Raw genomic sequence first — 15,505 nt, 5'->3', positions numbered from 1 at the left:
AGAAGCCCTCACTCACCCCTTCGGGGTTCGCTCGCCCTTCATCCGCCAGGAACCGCAGACCACGATCGCGGACCGCAAACCGGAACCGCCGACCGCTCCGTGGCCGCCCCCGGGCCGCCCGCACCGCCGCCGGACCGCGGCGGCCACATCTCCACCCCTGAATTCCGACCCACGAATTGCACCGGGCGAGCGCGTCAAGTGCCTCCAACCCCTTCCACACACAATGAGTGATACCCAGTCGGGCCCGCTCCAGCCGGACCGACCCGGCGCGGACCGACCCTTCCGCGTCGAGGCCCCCTTCGACCCCGCGGGCGACCAGCCCGAAGCCATCGAACAACTCGCCGATGGCTTTCTCAATGGAATGGACGCCCAAACACTCCTCGGGGTCACGGGCTCGGGCAAGACCAACACCGTCTCGTGGGTCATCGAGGAGATCCAGAAACCCACCCTCGTCATCGCCCACAACAAGACCCTCGCCGCCCAGCTCTACGACGAGTTCCGAAACCTGTTCCCCGACAACGCCGTCGAGTACTTCGTCTCCTACTACGACTACTACCAGCCCGAAGCCTACGTCGAGGCCTCCGACACCTACATCGACAAGGACGCCTCGATCAACGACGAGATCGATAGGCTTCGTCACTCTGCAACGCGCTCGCTCCTGACGCGAGACGACGTCATCGTGGTCGCCTCCGTCTCCGCCATCTACGGCCTGGGTGACCCGCGGAACTACATCGACATGAGCCTCGAACTCGACGTCGGGGACACCATCGACCGCGACGAGTTGTTGAAAAACCTCGTCGACCTCAACTACGAGCGCAACGACGTCGACTTCACCCAGGGCACGTTCCGGGTGCGCGGTGACACCGTCGAGATCTTTCCGATGTACGGTCGGTTCGCCGTTCGCGTCGAGTTCTGGGGCGACGAGATCGACCGCCTCTCGAAACTCGACCCGATGGAGGGCGAGGTCAAGAGCGACGAACCCGCCGTCTTGATCCACCCGGCCGAACACTACTCGATCCCGGAGAACACCCTCGACACCGCGATCAACGAGATCGAGGGGCTGATGGAGGAACGCGTCTCGTACTTCGAGCGCAACAACGACCTGCTCGCGGCCCAGCGCATCGAGGAACGCACCACCTTCGACCTCGAGATGCTCCGCGAGACGGGCTACTGCTCCGGCATCGAGAACTACTCCGTCCACCTCTCGGACCGCGAACCTGGCGACGCACCCGCCACGCTCCTCGATTACTTCCCCGACGATTTTCTGACCGTGATCGACGAGTCCCATCAAACCGTCCCGCAGATCCGCGGCCAGTTCGGCGGCGACAAGTCCAGAAAGGACTCGCTGGTCGGGAACGGCTTCCGGCTCCCGACCGCCTACGACAACCGCCCGCTCCGCTACCCCGAGTTCGCCGAACGAACGGGTCAAACCCTCTTCGTCAGCGCGACGCCGAGCGAGTACGAGCGCGAGCACTCGGAGCAGATCGTCGAACAGATCGTTCGACCCACACACCTCGTCGATCCCGAAGTCAGCATCTCGCCGGTCGAGGGCCAGATCGACGACCTGCTCGAACGCATCAACGACCGCACCGCGAACGACGAACGCGTGCTGGTGACCACCCTCACCAAACGGATGGCCGAGGACCTCACCGAATACCTCGAGGAGGCGGGCATCGCCGTCGAGTACATGCACGACGAAACGGATACCCTCGAACGCCACGAACTCGTTCGCGGGCTCCGCCTCGGCGAGTTCGATGTGCTCGTTGGGATCAACCTCCTCCGGGAGGGTCTCGACATCCCCGAGGTCTCGCTCGTCGCGATCCTCGACGCCGACCAGGAGGGCTTCCTGCGCTCGGAGACCACCCTCGTCCAGACGATGGGTCGTGCGGCGCGGAACGTCAACGGCGAGGTCGTGCTCTACGCCGACGACGTCACCGACTCGATGCGCTCGGCAATCGACGAGACCCAGCGCCGTCGCGAGATCCAGACCGAGTACAACGAGGAACACGGCTTCGAACCCCGAACCATCGAAAAGGAGGTCAGCGAGACCAACCTCCCGGGCTCGGAGACCGACACCGGCCGCACGACCGACCTCGAACCCGACTCACCCGACGAGGCCCGCGACCTCGTCGCCGACCTCGAAGACCGGATGGACGAGGCCGCGGGGAGCCTCGAGTTCGAACTCGCCGCCGACATCCGCGACCGGATCCGCGAGCTCAGAGTCGAGTTCGACCTCGCGGGCGAGGACGGCGTCCCACCCGAAGAGGAGGGTGTGCCGCCGGAAGCCGAGTTCTGATTGCGACCTCGTCAGGTGTTCCCCACTCCGTCGGGGTTTCCGCTCTTGTCCTTGTCGATCTTTCCCTCACCGGGGTCGACCTCGCCGTCGCCGTCGAAGCCCGAATCGAGGAGTTCGTCGCTCGGCGTGGTGCCCTTGTCGTCGACGTAGACATCGGCGTGACCCTTCTCCATCCGGATACCGTGCCAGTCGACACCCCACTCGGTCAGTCGGGCGATGGTCTCCTGGGCGGCCTCCCACGGTCGGGCGGTCCAGATGATGATGGTGTTGCCCTTCCGGTACTGGTAGTTGACCCACTCGACCATCTCCTCGTTGGGGTCCTCGGGCTTCTCGGTGATGTAGCCCTCCTCGCCCGCGGTCAGTGTCTTGTCGAAGTCGACCGCGATGCGGGTGTGGTCGCCGTCGAACGGCTCCTCGCCGTCGGTCATCACGCCCTCGGATTCCCCGTCGGACCCGCCGTCGGATTCGTCGCTCATCGGTTCGACCTCGCCGCCCAGCGGGTTATACGCTTGGCTCCTCCCTCAAAGCCGCCCGCGGATCGTCTCGGCGGTCTTCGCGCCGACGCCCGAGACGGTCTGGAGTTCGTCGGGCGAGGCCGCGCGCACGCCGTCGACGCTCCCGAATCGCCGGAGGAGGCGTCGTCGTGTCTGTGGCCCGACCCCGGGTACGTCGTCGAGCACCGTCTTCACCTCGTCGCGGAGGCTCTGGTGGTACTGGACCGCGAACCGGTGTGACTCGTCGCGGACCCGCTGGAGCAGACGGCGCTCTGGCGCGTCGGACGGCCACGAGAAGCTCCGGTCCGGTGTGATGACCCGTTCTTCGGCCTTCGCGAGCGAGATGACCGGGACGTCCCAGCCCACCTCGTCGAGCGCGTCGCGGGCGGCGTTCAACTGGCCCTCGCCGCCGTCGATCAGGAGCAAATCCGGGTCGGGTCGGTCGTCTTCCGCGTGCCCGCTGGCACGTTCGACCGCTCGGCGCGCGCGCCACGCGACGAGGCTCCGCATGTTGGCGTAGTCGTCGTTCTCGTCGTCGAGCTTCTTCCGTCGGTAGTCGGACTTCTCGGGACTGCCATCGACGAAGGTCACGTCGCTGCCCACCACCGCGCGGCCGTGGGCGTGGCTCACGTCGAAGCCCTCGATCCGGTTCGCGCGCTCGATCCCGAGCGCGTCGGCGAGCGCCGCGGTGCCGTCGGGCTCCCCGCGCCCGCGTCGGGCGTTCTTGAGCGCGAGCTCGACGAGGGTGGCCTCCCGTCCCGCACCCGGCACCCGAACCGAGACGCCTTCGGTGTCGAGCCACGCGTCGAGTTCGTCGTCGACGAACGGTTCGGGGAGCAACAATGCGTCCGGCAGTGTGCGCTCGGCGTAGTACTGGACGACGAACGCCGCGAGCACGCTCCCAACGCCCTCGTCGTCATCGTCGGGTACGGAGAGGGTGTGCTGGTCGCGCTCGACGAGCTGGCCGCGCTCGCTGTGGAGCCGCGCGACGGTGGCGCGCTCGCCCTCCACGACCACCCCGAGCACGTCGACCTCCTGTTCCGGTGACTGGGCGGCCACCGCCTCGCCGGCCCCCTCGTGGAACGACTCGACCACTTCGAGTTTGTCTCGGAGGTTCGCGGCGCGCTCGAAGTTCCGCTGCTCGGTGGCTTCCGCCATCCCCCCTCGCAGTGGGTCGGCGAGCACGCCCGTGCTCCCCTCGAAGAATTGTACTACCGATTCGACGTCCGCGAGGTAGGCTTCCGCGCCGATCTCACCGGTACACGGCGCGGTACAGAGCCCGATGTCGTGGTCGAGACACGGCCGGTCGCGGCCCGCGAACTTGTACTCCGAACAGCCCCGCAGCCCGTAGGTCTCCCGCAGCGCCTTCACGACCACCTCGACCCGGCCGCGCTCGGTGTAGGGCCCGAAGGCGGTCGACCCGGGGTCCGGGTCGCGGGTGATCTCGATCCGGGGGAACTCGTGGTCGGTGAGCTGGACCAGTGGATAGGACTTGTCGTCCTTCAGTCGGACGTTGTAGCGCGGGCCGTGGCGCTTGATGAGGTTGGCTTCCAGCAGGAGCGCCTGGGTCTCGGTGTCGGTGACGGCGACCTCGACCTCGTCGGCGCGCGCGACCATCTTCGCGATCCGGTGGGAGCGTGGGTCGGCGTACGACCGGACCCGGCTCGCGAGGTCGACGGCCTTCCCGACGTAGAGGGTGGTTCCGTTCTCGCGGAACTGGTAGACGCCCGGTTCGCGCGGGAGGTCGCCGGCCCGCTCGCGGACGCTCTCGATATCCATCGAACGAAAACAGGCGTGCGAAGCGCTTCAGTCTGACGCGTTCTCCTCGCGCTGGGCGGCCTCGGGGCCGTGGCCGTCGAGGCTGATGATGTTCTCGCGCCCGATCGAGAGCTTCTGGATGCTCCCGTCGTCGTTCATCGAGGAGAGCAGTCGGCTGACCTTCGCCTTCGACCACTCGGTCTCCTCGACGATCCGGGTCTGTTTCATCCGGCCACCGTGGCTCCGGAGCAACGCCAGCACGCGGTCGGCGTCGGTCAGCGGCTCCGGTGGCTCGGTGGGTGTCTCGGGCTCCGACGGCGACTCCTCGGTCGTCTCGGACGGCGGGTCGGGGTCGGGGTCCTCGTCCGCGGCCCGCCACCGCGCGAACACCTCCCGCCAGCCGCGCCGGAGCAGCACGAACCCCCCGACGACCAGCCCGACGACGACGAGCGCGGCGATGGCGAGCCAGAGCGGCGTGAGGTCGCTCGTCGGGTTCGTTCCGAGGGTCAGTTCGGCGCTATCGCTCAACCCGTCGCCGTCGCTGTCGGCACGGGTCGGGTCGGTTCCGCGCTGGATCTCGACCCCGTCGCGGATCCCGTCACCGTCGCTGTCGGGGTTCTGCGGGTCCGAGCCGTACTTGTTCACCTCCTCGCCGTCGAGGAGGGTGTCGGCGTCCATATCACGGTTCGAGACGTTGTAGCCCGCCTCGACCTCCCGGGTGTTCGTGAGCCCGTCGCGGTCGAAGTCACCGCCGCGTCGGAGGACGGTCACCGGGACCCGCTCGCGGTCGAGCACCGTCGTGTTGCTCCGGATCGACCGGTTCCTGACCTCGACGACGAGGACCTGTCGGCCCGTGACGTTGGCCGGCCAGGTGACGTTGGCGAAGTCGACGGTGTCGTTCGTGCCGCTCGAAAGCGCCAGGGACTCACACTCGTCGACGAGCGCCCGGCTCGGTTCACCCGGTCGTTGTGACTGGAGACAGACGCCGTAGTTGCCGTTCCCGGTGCCGGCCGACCGGTCCGCGACCGTCACGCTCGCGTTGATTGATTCGTCGACCCAGAGATACGTCGACCCGTTCGGGGTCTCGGGGGTGTCGATGACGCCGCCGCCGGTTATAGTCACGTCCTCGACCCCGGTGCGCGCCGGCTGCGCACCGGCGGGGACGACGGCAATGACGGCGCTCACGAGCACCACCGCACAGAGCAGCCCCGCCACGACGCGCGCGCGCTCGCTCATCCTCGCTTACGTTCGACACCCATCCGGTATTACGCTGTCGGTGGCGGATACGCGGCTCCAGACCGGCGTCAGACGGGACGTGAGCGCCGGTCACGGTCGCACCTGTCGAGCGCGAAGCCCGGGGCTCGGGCGGTGAGAACGAAAGAAACGGTCGCAGTGAGCGACCGACTGCCACGCAATTCGTTTTCGAGAGGGCTGGGGACCTACGTTAGGCCGCCATCGTCGTCTCGGAGCCGTTCATCATCATGGAGGTGTCTTCCATGCTGGTACCCATCTCGGTGCCCATCATGTCAGTCTCTTCCATGCCGGTCTCCTCCATGGAGGTGTCTTCCATCATCTCGGTCTCCTCCATGCCGGTGCCCATCTCGGTCTCCATCTCGGTTTCCTCGCCACCCATCATGGTGGTCTCTTCCTCAGCCATCGCGCTCGTCTCCTCCATCGCGCCGGTGTCCTCGCCGCCGCTCGTACCGGCTTCCGTGCCGTTGCTGCCACTGTCACTACCGCTGGAACAGCCGGCGAAGATGAGCATCGTCGCAACGAGACCAACAGCCAACACGCGCTTTGGGTTCGCTTTCAGCGCGTCGATCATTTTGTGTATCATGCTTTCTGCGTTCTTCACTCATAACCGGGTATCATATAAATAGTCCCATCCGTTCCGCACTGTTGCGGACTGTTACGAGGCCCGAAGCCGCGTTTTACGTCGGTTTCTATGAAACAGTCCCGAAACCGTCTGACGCCTGACCGACGAAGGTCGTCTCTGTGATGCCCCCTCGTTCGTGGCCGTCCCGAGGGCCCGGTATCGCGCCGGTCGGCTGCGTCGGCTATCGGTTTCGGGCGAGACGATGAAAAGGCTCATAGCGACCGGCGGGGATCGAACCCACATGACGGCCATCGAACTCGATGGTGTGACGAAGCGCTACGGCGGCGGCGGGTTGGGCCGCGGTGGCGGATCGGTCGAGGCGCTCTCGGACCTCGACCTCCGGGTTCGTGAGGGCGAGATCTACGGTTTCCTCGGCCCCAACGGCGCGGGGAAGTCGACCACGATCGACATTTTACTGGATTTCACGCGCCCGACGGCGGGCACCGCACGCGTCCTGGGGCACGACGCCCAGACCGACACCCTCGCGGTCAGGGAACGCATCGGCGTGCTCCCCGACGGGTTCCAGACCTACAACCGTCTCACGGGTCGCCAGCACCTCGAGTTCGCGATCGACTCGAAGAACGCGACCGAGCGCCCCGAGGCGGTCGCCGAACGCGTCGGCATCCCGGACGCCATCGACCGCAAGGCCGGCGGCTACTCGAAGGGGATGACCCAGCGCCTCGTGCTGGGGATGGCGCTGGTCGGCGAGCCCGACCTCCTGATCCTCGACGAGCCCTCGACGGGGCTCGACCCGACGGGCGCACGCGAGATGCGCGAGATCATCGAGGCCGAACGCGACCGCGGCGCGACGGTGTTCTTCTCGAGCCACATCCTCGGGCAGGTCGATTCGGTCTGCGACCGGGTGGGGATCCTCCGGAACGGCGAGCTCGTCGCCGAGGACTCGATCGAGGGGCTCCGCGAGGCCACCGACGCCGACGCGACGCTCGTCGTCGAGGTCGACCGGGTTCCCGACGGCGTGCTCGACGACGTGGAATCGCTCTCGGCGGTCTCCGACGCCCGTGCCGACGGCAGGACGATCACGGTCTCGTGTGAGGACACGGCGAAGACGCAGGTCCTCGGCACGATCGAGGACAGCGGCGCGACGGTCGAGGACTTCACCACCGATGACGCCTCGCTCGAAGACCTCTTCGTCGCCTACACCGAGGACGGGGGACCGAACTCGCGAGGATCCGCCATCCCCGACGAAACCGAGGTCCGACAGTGAGCTCGCTCACCGTCGCGAAGAAGGAGTTCCAGGACGCGATCCGGTCGCGGTGGCTGATCGGGTTGACGGTGGTGTTCGTGGTGTTCGCGGGGGGGTTCACCCTCGCACTCCCGTCGCTCCTCGGTTTGCTGCTCGGACCGACCGTCGACACCGCGACGACGGGCGTGCTGTTGACCGCCATGGGCGGCTCGACCACGCTCTTGATCCCGTTGATCGGGCTCGTCGTGGGCTACAAATCGATCGTCGGCGAGCGTGACTCCGGCAGCCTCAAACTCCTGTTGGGGCTGCCACACACCCGCCGGGACGTGGTGATCGGCAAGCTCGTCGGGCGCTCCGCGGTGGTGGCCGTCTCGACGCTCATCGGGTTCGTGGTGGCTGCAGTCGTGGGTGTCGCGGTCTACTCATCGTTCGAGGTCGGGACGTTCTTGACCTACACCGTCCTCGCGATGGTCCTCGGGGTCGTCTTCATCGCGATCGCGACCGGGTTCTCGGCGGGCGTGCGTTCGACGACGTGGGCCCTTCTCGGAGCGGGCGGTCTCTACCTCCTATTTCAGTTCGTCTGGGGGCTCATCCCGACCGTCGTGCGATACGTCATCAACGGGTTCTCGCTCCCGAGCCTCGCCCAGCCCCCGAACTGGCAACTGTTCTTCTCGTTGCTCAACCCCCAGACCGCGTTCACCTCCGCCGCGGCGGCGGTGATCCCCTCGATCAGCGGTATCGCAACCGCCCTCGACAGCCCACCGATCTACCTCCAGAACTGGTTCGGGTTCGTGGTCCTCGCGGCGTGGATCGTCGTTCCGATAGCCCTCGGATATCTCCGATTCAACGGCACGGACCTCTAAGCCACGGACTCAGGCCGGTTCGATACCGTACTCGTCGAGGAGGTCGACGAACTCGGACTCGGTGAGTTCCGGGACGTCCTCGGCGGCCGCGTCGTCGCGTTTGGTCTGGCCCGGCTCGTCGCCGACCACGAGGTAGTCGGTGTTGCCGGAGACGCTCCCCGTGCTGTTCGCGCCGTGGCGCTCGACGAGCGCTTCGGCCTCCTCGCGTGTCGAGTCCGCCAGCGCGCCGGTGAAGACGAACGTCAAGCCGTCGAGTTCGTCGCCGCCGGCTTCGGTCGCCGCCGTTTCGGGTTCGACACCGCGCTCGCGGAGCCCCGCTATCGTCTCCCGGTTGCGTTCGCTCTCGAAGAACTCGTGGACCTCGTTCGCGACCCGCGGTCCGATATCGGGGACCGCCTGTAGGTCGTCCTCGCTCGCGTCCATCACGCTGTCGAGGTCGCCGAACGTCCGGGCGAGCGCCGTCGCGGTCGTCGAACCCACCTCCGGAACGCCGAGCGCGGTGATGAACTCCGAGAGCGCCGGCGTCTTCGAGGCGTCGAGTTCGGTGCGGAGGTTCTCGGCGCTCTTCTCGCCCCAGCCGTCGAGCGCGGCGAGGTCCGCCGTCCGGAGATCGTAGAGGTCGGGTATCGACTCGACGAGGTCCGTCTCCAGAAGCTGCTCGATCCGTTCCTCGCCGAGCCCCTCGATGTCGAGCCCGCCGCGGCTGGCGTAGTGTTCGAGCGCGCGCTGGAGCTGGGCGGGACAGGATATTCCCCCCGTACAGAACGCGAGCGGGCCGTCGCGCTCGATCGCGCTCTCACACTGCGGACAGTAGTCGGGGAACGCGAAGGTGCCCTCGCCGCCGTCCTCGACCACCTCGACCACGTAGGGAATGACGTCGCCCGCGCGTTTGAGACGTACCCGGTCCCCGACGTTCGCGCCGAGCGCTTCGAGCTCGCCGGGGTTGTGGAGGGTGGCGCGTGAGACCTCGACGCCACCGACCTCGACGGGGTCGAGCAGCGCGACCGGCGTTACCCGGCCCGTCCGCCCGATCTGGACCGTGATGTCCGTGATCGTCGTCACCTCGGTCCGAGCGGGGAACTTGTAGCCGTAGGCCCAGCGGGGGGCCCGCGAGGTCGACCCCAGCCGTTCGCAGGCCGCGAGGTCGTTGACCTTGAAGACGGTGCCGTCGATCTCGTAGTTCAGGTCCTCGCGGTCCTCGCCGAGTCGGTCGCGGTAGTCGATCGCGCCCTCGATATCGTCCACCAGTTCGATCCGGTCGTTGAGCGGCAGCCCCCACTCCCGGAGGCGTTCGTACTGGCTCGCGTGGGTCTCGAACTCGTAGGAGGCGTCGAGCACCCCGAAGACGAAGCAGGCGAGCGGCCGTTCGGCCGTGACCGAGGGGTCGAGCTGTCGGAGGGTGCCCGCAGCGGCGTTCCGGGGGTTCGCGAACGGCTCCTCGTCGCGCTCGACGCGCTCGCGGTTGTACTCGGCGAACGCGTCGCGCGGCATGTAGACCTCGCCGCGCACGACGAGATAGTCGGGGTACTCGCCCCGCAGCCGCTGTGGGATCGCCCGGATGGTGCGGACGTTCTGGGTGACGTCGTCGCCTTCGTAACCGTCACCCCGGGTCGCGGCGCGTTCGTATCGCCCGTTCTCGTAGACCACCTCGACCGACAGCCCGTCGAACTTCGGTTCGCAGACGTACTCGATCTCGACACCACTGTCGGTGTCGCCCTCGAAATCCGTCAGCGATTGCTGACCGTCGTCCTCGTTCCCGCCCTCGCTCTCGGCTCCACCTTCGCCGCCGAGGCCGCCCCGTACCCGTTCGTCGAAGGCTCGGACGTCGGCGGCTTCGCCGCTCGAATCGATCGAACCCATCGGCGCGACGTGCTCGACGGTTTCGAGCTCGTCGAGCGGCTCGCCCCCGACGCGCTGGGTGGGGCTGTCGGGGTCGGTGAGGTCGAATTCGTTCTCTAGGTTCTGAAGTCGGGTGAACAGCGCGTCGTAGGTCCGGTCCGGTATCCTCGGGTCGTTCTCGGCGTAGTACCGATAGTCGTGGTGACGGATCGCCTCGCGGAGCCGTTCGACCTGCTCGCGTGCGTGTTCCTCGTCGATATCGTCGAGCTCCTCGAACTCCGTGGACGGGTCGTGGAGGTAGGGATTCTCCGTCCCGTCTGCGGCGTCGGCGGTCATTACCGCGGCTACTCCTGGGGTCCGCTTAGGCGGTTCGTCTCGGGTCGGTCGCGGTGGCGATCCATCGTCGCATCGGCATTCGGGAACGCGCACGTGGGAGCTCGGCAAGATGAGCGACAACGACCGGGCTTATGTGAGGGGGGACCCGACGCTCGGCCATGAGCGACGACGAGTTTCTGCTCCTGAATCCCGGCCCGGTACCCGTCACCGACGCGGTTCGAGAGTCGATGGACGCGCCGATGGTCTCGCACCGCTCGGCCGACTTCGAGGACGTCTACGCCCGCGCCCAATCGGGGATCGAGTACGTCTTCGAGCACTCGACGCCCGACGGCAGAGCGAACGACGCGGCGGGTACGGGTTTGGTGCTCAACGGCACCGCGAGCCTCGGGATGGAGGCGGCGGTCTCGAACCTCGTCGACCCCGAGGACGAGGTCGTGGCGCTCGTCAACGGCAAGTTCGGACGGCGCTTCGCCCGGATCGCCGAGCGCTACGCCGACACCACCCGGATCGAAGCCGAGTGGGGGGGCTGTTTCGATCTCGACGCGATCGAGGCGGCCGTCACCGACGACACCGCGCTGGTGACGATGGTCCACAACGAGACGAGTACGGGAATCTTGAACCCAGTCGAAGCGGTCGGGGAGCTGGCCACCGAAAACGACGCCCGGTTCGTGGTCGACGGCGTGACCTCGGTCGGCGGGGACGTCTTTCGACCCGACGCGTGGAACGTCGACATCGCGGTCACCGACGCGCAGAAGGCGCTCGCGGCACCGCCGGGTCTCAGTGCAGTCTACGTGGCCGAGGATGCCGAAGCCCACCTCGACGGCGAGCGCGGGCCGTTCTACGCCGACCTGCCGCGGCACCTCGACAAGGCCGCGGACGACCAGACACCGTTCACGAGTGCCGTCCCGCTCTTCCGGGCGCTCGCGGTGGCGGTCGAGGAGATCGAATCGGAGGGGATGGAGACTCGGATCGCCCGTCACCGCGCTCAGGCGGCGGCCTTCCGCGAGGGCTTCTCGGCGATGGGGCTCGAGAAGTTCCCCGACCTCGACGGGGCCAGCGACTACTCGAACACCGTCACGTCGGTCTCGCTTCCCGACTCGGTCCGGGAGGCACCCGAGGAGTTCTTCGGGGCCGTCTCGGAGCGGAACGTCTCGATCAGCGGCGGACAGGGCCACCTCGGTGGCGAGATCTTCCGGGTGAGCAACATGGGTCACCACGCCGACGACCAAGTACTCCGTGGGATTCGTACCGTCGGCGAGGCGCTCTCGGACGTGGGTTTCGACGCCGATGTCGAGGCCGGTCTCGACGCCGCGCGAAACGAACTGTAGTCGTCGCTACTCTTCGTCGGCGTGTTCGACGTCGATCGTCGTCCAGTCGGACTCGTCGGTGGGGGCGGCGTCGTCGGACTCCACCGCGAACTCGTCGAGCTGTTCGGGGTCGACCGCACCCTGGAGGTCCTCGACGAGTTCCTGCGGGTTGGTGTACTCGACGAACGCCGAGACCGCGACCTCGCCGACCCGGCCGCCGACCTCGCTGCCGACGGACTCGCGGACGATCCGGCCGAAGAGGCTGGTGTTGCTGACGCCACGGGCGGCCGCCCGACCGAGTATCGCACCGAGGGCCTTCCCGAGCCGTTCGTACTCGACCGCGTCGTCGAGCGGTGCGCCCTCCACCAGCGCGTCGATGTCGATGCTTTCGAGCAGGTCGGCCACGGTGTCGCCCGCGAAGTAGGCGTCGAGCCCCCGCTCGATCGCTCTCTCGGCTGTGTCGTCGCTCATACCACCATTCGTATCCCCGGGCGGATAGGCAGCGTGCTGGCACACGCAAACGGCGACGGGAGTGTCTGGGGTTCTGAAAGCACTACGGAGCCATCCGGATGCGGTTTCGACCGCGGTGGCGCGCGCTCGCGAGCGGTCCGAACAACAGTGAGGGCCGGTCGTGGACACTGTGCGAGGGATGAACGGAGCGAGTGAAACGAGTGACGTGAATCGGCTGGGGAGGCGTGTGGCCGTCGCGGGGCGGTTTCGGAGATGTCAGCGATTGCATCTGCACGAGGCGAAGCTCTCGCGAGGGAAATGAACAGGGAGCACAGCCGGTCGTGGTGGTGTGTAGCGGTTGCGGAAAGATGGTGGTTGTACTGCGAGCGAACGAAGCGAGCGAGCAGCTTTTTAGTCCAGGTTTTTGGGCGGGGGTTGAGGACCGCGAAGCGGTCCGATCCCCCCGCCTAAAAAAGTGGGCGGCGAGACTTGCCGTAACTCGTGGTTATAGATGGCTGGCGATATATGCACCGTACACATGAGTGACGCCGAAGGCCGGGGCTTCGGGACGCGCTGTGTCCACGCGGGCCAGGACGCGGACGCGGCCACGGGCTCCCGCGCACCGCCGCTGTATCAGACTACCTCGTACACCTTCTCGGACGCCGACCGCGCCGCCGACCTCTACGCGCTCGAGGCCGAGGGCGACATCTACTCGCGGATCTCGAACCCCACAGTTTCGCTCCTCGAACGCCGCCTCGCCGACCTCGAAGGCGGGGTTGGCGCGCTCTGTACCGCCTCGGGGATGGCGGCGCTCGACGCCGCGACGCTCGTGCTCTGCGGGGTGGGCGACAACGTCGTGAGCGCCGCGTCGATCTACGGGGGTACGCACGCCTACCTCTCGCACACCGCGCGCCGGCGGGGGATCGAGGCCCGATTCGTCGATACCCTCGACCCCGCCGCCTACGACGAAGCCATCGACGAGGACACCGCCTACGTCCACTGCGAGACGATCGGCAACCCCTCGTTGGTGACGCCCGACCTCGACGCCATCGCCGAGGTGGCTCACGACAACGGGGTGCCGCTCCTGGTCGACAACACGTTCGCGACGCCCGCGCTCTGTCGACCGCTCGAACGCGGCGCGGACCTCGTCTGGGAGTCGACGACGAAGTGGCTCCACGGCTCCGGGACGACCATCGGCGGCGCGCTGGTCGACGGCGGCTCGTTCCCCTGGGCCGACTACCCCGAGAAGTACCCCGAGATCGGTGGTGAGAACCCCGCCTTCCACGGTCGGAACTTCGCCGAGAGCTTCGGCGAGCGGGCGTTCACCGCCGCCGCCCGCCAGCGCGCGGTCCGGAGCCTCGGTGACGGCCAGTCACCGTTCGACGCGTGGCTCACCCTCCAGGGGCTCGAAACGCTCGACCTCCGGATGGAGCGCCACTCCGAGAACGCACACCAGGTGGCGACGTTCCTCGACTCGCACGACGCGGTCGAGTGGGTGGCCTATCCCGGTCTCGAAAGCCACGAGACTCACGCCAACGCGAACGAGTACCTCGACGGCGGCTTTGGCGGAATGATCGCCTTCGGGCTCGCCGGTGGCTACGAGGCCGGCAAGCAGCTGTGTGAGGACGTCGACCTCGCGAGCTTCCTCGCGAACGTCGGCGACGCGAAGACCCTCGTGATCCACCCCGCGAGCACGACCCACGCCCAGCTCTCGGCGGAAGACCAGCGCGCCTCGGGCGTGACCCCCGACCTCGTGCGGCTCTCGGTCGGGATCGAAAACGCCGAAGATATCGTCGCCGACCTCGAAGGGGCGATAGAATGACGCGCGAGACGGTTTCGCTCGGGGCCTTTCGCTTCGAGTGCGGCGAGTCCATCCCGGAACTCGAACTCGCCTACGAGTCCTACGGGGAGTTCACCGGCGACAATGTGGTTCTGGTCTGTCACGCCCTCACCGGCAGCCAGCACGTCGCGCGAGCGGGGCGGAGCGCGACGGACGGCGCGGGTGGTTCGTCGGAAGCGGTGCGCGGCGGGATGGACCAAGCCCGAGCGTGGTGGGACGACGTCGTCGGCCCGGGCAAGGCCATCGACACCACCGAGCGGTTCGTGGTCTGTGTGAACGTCCCCGGCTCCTGTTACGGCTCCTCCGGCCCAGCCTCGACGAATCCCGAGACGGGCGAGCCCTACGGTACCGACTTCCCGGCGGTCACCGTCGCGGACTGGACGCGTGCCCAGCGTCGACTGCTCGACCATCTCGGGGTCGACCACCTGCAGGCGGTGGTCGGCGGGTCGGTCGGCGGGATGAACGCGCTCGACTGGGCCAAGCGCTATCCCGAGATGGTCGACCGAGTGGTGCCCGTCGCGGCGGCCGCACGGCTCGACCCGCAGTGCGTGGCGCTTGACGGGGTGGCGCGCCGGGCGATCACGACCGACGAACACTGGAACGGCGGTGACTACTACGGCGCTACCGAACCCGACGACGGCCTCTCGCTCGCCCGCCAGATCGGACACGTGATGTACCTCTCGAAGGACTCGATGGAGCGGAAGTTCGGCCGGCGCGCCGCGGGTCGGGGCGCGGTTCGCGACGACTTCCCCGTCGACCCCGCCGCCGGCTTCTTCCCGTACCGGGACGTGGAGTCGTATCTCGACTACCAGGCCGGGAAGTTCGTCGAGCGCTTCGACGCCAACAGCTACCTCTACCTCACCCGCGCGATGGACAACTACGACCTCGCGGCGGGCTGTGCCTCCGAGACCGACGCGCTCGCGAACTTCGAGGGCGAGGTGCTCGTGATGAGTTTCACCGGCGACTGGCACTTCACCACCGAGCAGTCCGAGTCGCTCGCCGAGGCCTTCCGGACGGCGGGCGTCGACGTCGCCCACCACGTCGTCGACTCCGACCACGGCCACGACGCCTTCCTCGTCGAACCCGAGAACGTCGGCCCGCCGCTCCGGGACTTCCTCGATTCGGGGGTCGCCGGCCGCGCCGTCACCGACACCGAGGCCGAGACGGGACCCGCGTTCGCGCCGGTCCACGCCAGCCTGTTCGGGGACTGAAACCCCGACCGGACGACGGACGTTTCGCCCT

Annotated in this window: 12 protein-coding genes; 6 read left to right on the top strand and 6 right to left on the bottom strand. The window is 67.6% G+C overall.

Annotated features, from left to right (window positions below; genetic code table 11):
* The first annotated feature begins 223 nt into the window (after positions 1 to 223).
* Positions 224 to 2,296: an excinuclease ABC subunit UvrB gene (gene uvrB, locus GT355_RS09190; protein ID WP_160134362.1), complete on the top strand. Its 2,073-nt coding sequence runs from the start codon at positions 224 to 226 to the stop codon at positions 2,294 to 2,296.
* An 11-nt stretch (positions 2,297 to 2,307) separates the two neighbouring features.
* Here the strand turns inward: uvrB and GT355_RS09185 are convergent, their stop codons facing one another.
* The 4 genes from GT355_RS09185 to GT355_RS09170 all read right to left on the bottom strand — a co-directional run bounded on the left by GT355_RS09185 (position 2,308) and on the right by GT355_RS09170 (position 6,373).
* Positions 2,308 to 2,772, bottom strand: coding sequence for a hypothetical protein (locus GT355_RS09185; protein WP_160134361.1), 465 nt, complete (start codon positions 2,770 to 2,772; stop codon positions 2,308 to 2,310).
* A gap of 45 nt (positions 2,773 to 2,817) precedes the next feature.
* Entirely contained in the window at positions 2,818 to 4,569 is a 1,752-nt protein-coding gene (locus tag GT355_RS09180) for an excinuclease ABC subunit C (protein WP_160134360.1), read from the bottom strand.
* Positions 4,570 to 4,596: 27 nt separating this feature from the next.
* Entirely contained in the window at positions 4,597 to 5,784 is a 1,188-nt protein-coding gene (locus GT355_RS09175) for a helix-turn-helix transcriptional regulator (RefSeq protein WP_160134359.1), read from the bottom strand.
* Between the two features lie 208 nt (positions 5,785 to 5,992).
* On the bottom strand, positions 5,993 to 6,373 hold the full coding sequence (locus GT355_RS09170) for a hypothetical protein (protein WP_240145764.1): 381 nt from the start codon (positions 6,371 to 6,373) through the stop codon (positions 5,993 to 5,995).
* 292 nt (positions 6,374 to 6,665) lie between these two features.
* On the opposite strand from GT355_RS09170, the gene GT355_RS09165 reads away from it, so the two are divergent.
* Together GT355_RS09165 and GT355_RS09160 are read left to right on the top strand one after the other, a co-directional pair.
* Complete coding sequence (locus GT355_RS09165; protein WP_160134358.1) at positions 6,666 to 7,649, top strand: ABC transporter ATP-binding protein; 984 nt, start codon at positions 6,666 to 6,668, stop codon at positions 7,647 to 7,649.
* The gene (locus GT355_RS09160; RefSeq protein ID WP_160134357.1) at positions 7,646 to 8,491 is read left to right on the top strand and encodes an ABC transporter permease subunit; all 846 of its coding nucleotides are present in this window, start codon (positions 7,646 to 7,648) and stop codon (positions 8,489 to 8,491) included. The genes GT355_RS09165 and GT355_RS09160 overlap by 4 nt, the downstream gene beginning before the upstream one ends.
* 9 nt (positions 8,492 to 8,500) lie before the next feature.
* On the opposite strand, the gene ligA is transcribed toward GT355_RS09160, so the two are convergent.
* A complete protein-coding gene (gene ligA / locus GT355_RS09155; protein ID WP_160134356.1) occupies positions 8,501 to 10,666 on the bottom strand; it encodes an NAD-dependent DNA ligase LigA in 2,166 nt (721 codons plus the stop codon).
* A 158-nt stretch (positions 10,667 to 10,824) separates the two neighbouring features.
* On the opposite strand from ligA, the gene GT355_RS09150 reads away from it, so the two are divergent.
* Positions 10,825 to 11,994, top strand: a complete 1,170-nt coding sequence (locus tag GT355_RS09150; RefSeq protein ID WP_160134355.1) for a pyridoxal-phosphate-dependent aminotransferase family protein — start codon at positions 10,825 to 10,827, stop codon at positions 11,992 to 11,994.
* A 6-nt stretch (positions 11,995 to 12,000) separates the two neighbouring features.
* Here the strand turns inward: GT355_RS09150 and GT355_RS09145 are convergent, their stop codons facing one another.
* Positions 12,001 to 12,444 carry a hypothetical protein gene (locus tag GT355_RS09145; protein ID WP_160134354.1) on the bottom strand — a complete coding sequence of 148 codons (444 nt, stop codon included), beginning with the start codon at positions 12,442 to 12,444 and terminating at the stop codon, positions 12,001 to 12,003.
* A gap of 517 nt (positions 12,445 to 12,961) precedes the next feature.
* Here GT355_RS09145 and GT355_RS09140 point away from each other — a divergent pair.
* Positions 12,962 to 14,245: an O-acetylhomoserine aminocarboxypropyltransferase/cysteine synthase family protein gene (locus GT355_RS09140; protein ID WP_160134353.1), complete on the top strand. Its 1,284-nt coding sequence runs from the start codon at positions 12,962 to 12,964 to the stop codon at positions 14,243 to 14,245.
* Positions 14,242 to 15,474: a homoserine O-acetyltransferase MetX gene (gene metX / locus GT355_RS09135; RefSeq protein ID WP_160134352.1), complete on the top strand. Its 1,233-nt coding sequence runs from the start codon at positions 14,242 to 14,244 to the stop codon at positions 15,472 to 15,474. The genes GT355_RS09140 and metX overlap by 4 nt, the downstream gene beginning before the upstream one ends.
* The last annotated feature ends 31 nt before the right edge of the window (positions 15,475 to 15,505 follow it).

This window comes from Halococcus salsus, assembly GCF_009900715.1.
GTDB classification, from domain to species: domain Archaea; phylum Halobacteriota; class Halobacteria; order Halobacteriales; family Halococcaceae; genus Halococcus; species Halococcus salsus.
Note: the sequence above shows the minus strand (reverse complement) of the source record. Positions and strands in the feature narration are given on the sequence as shown.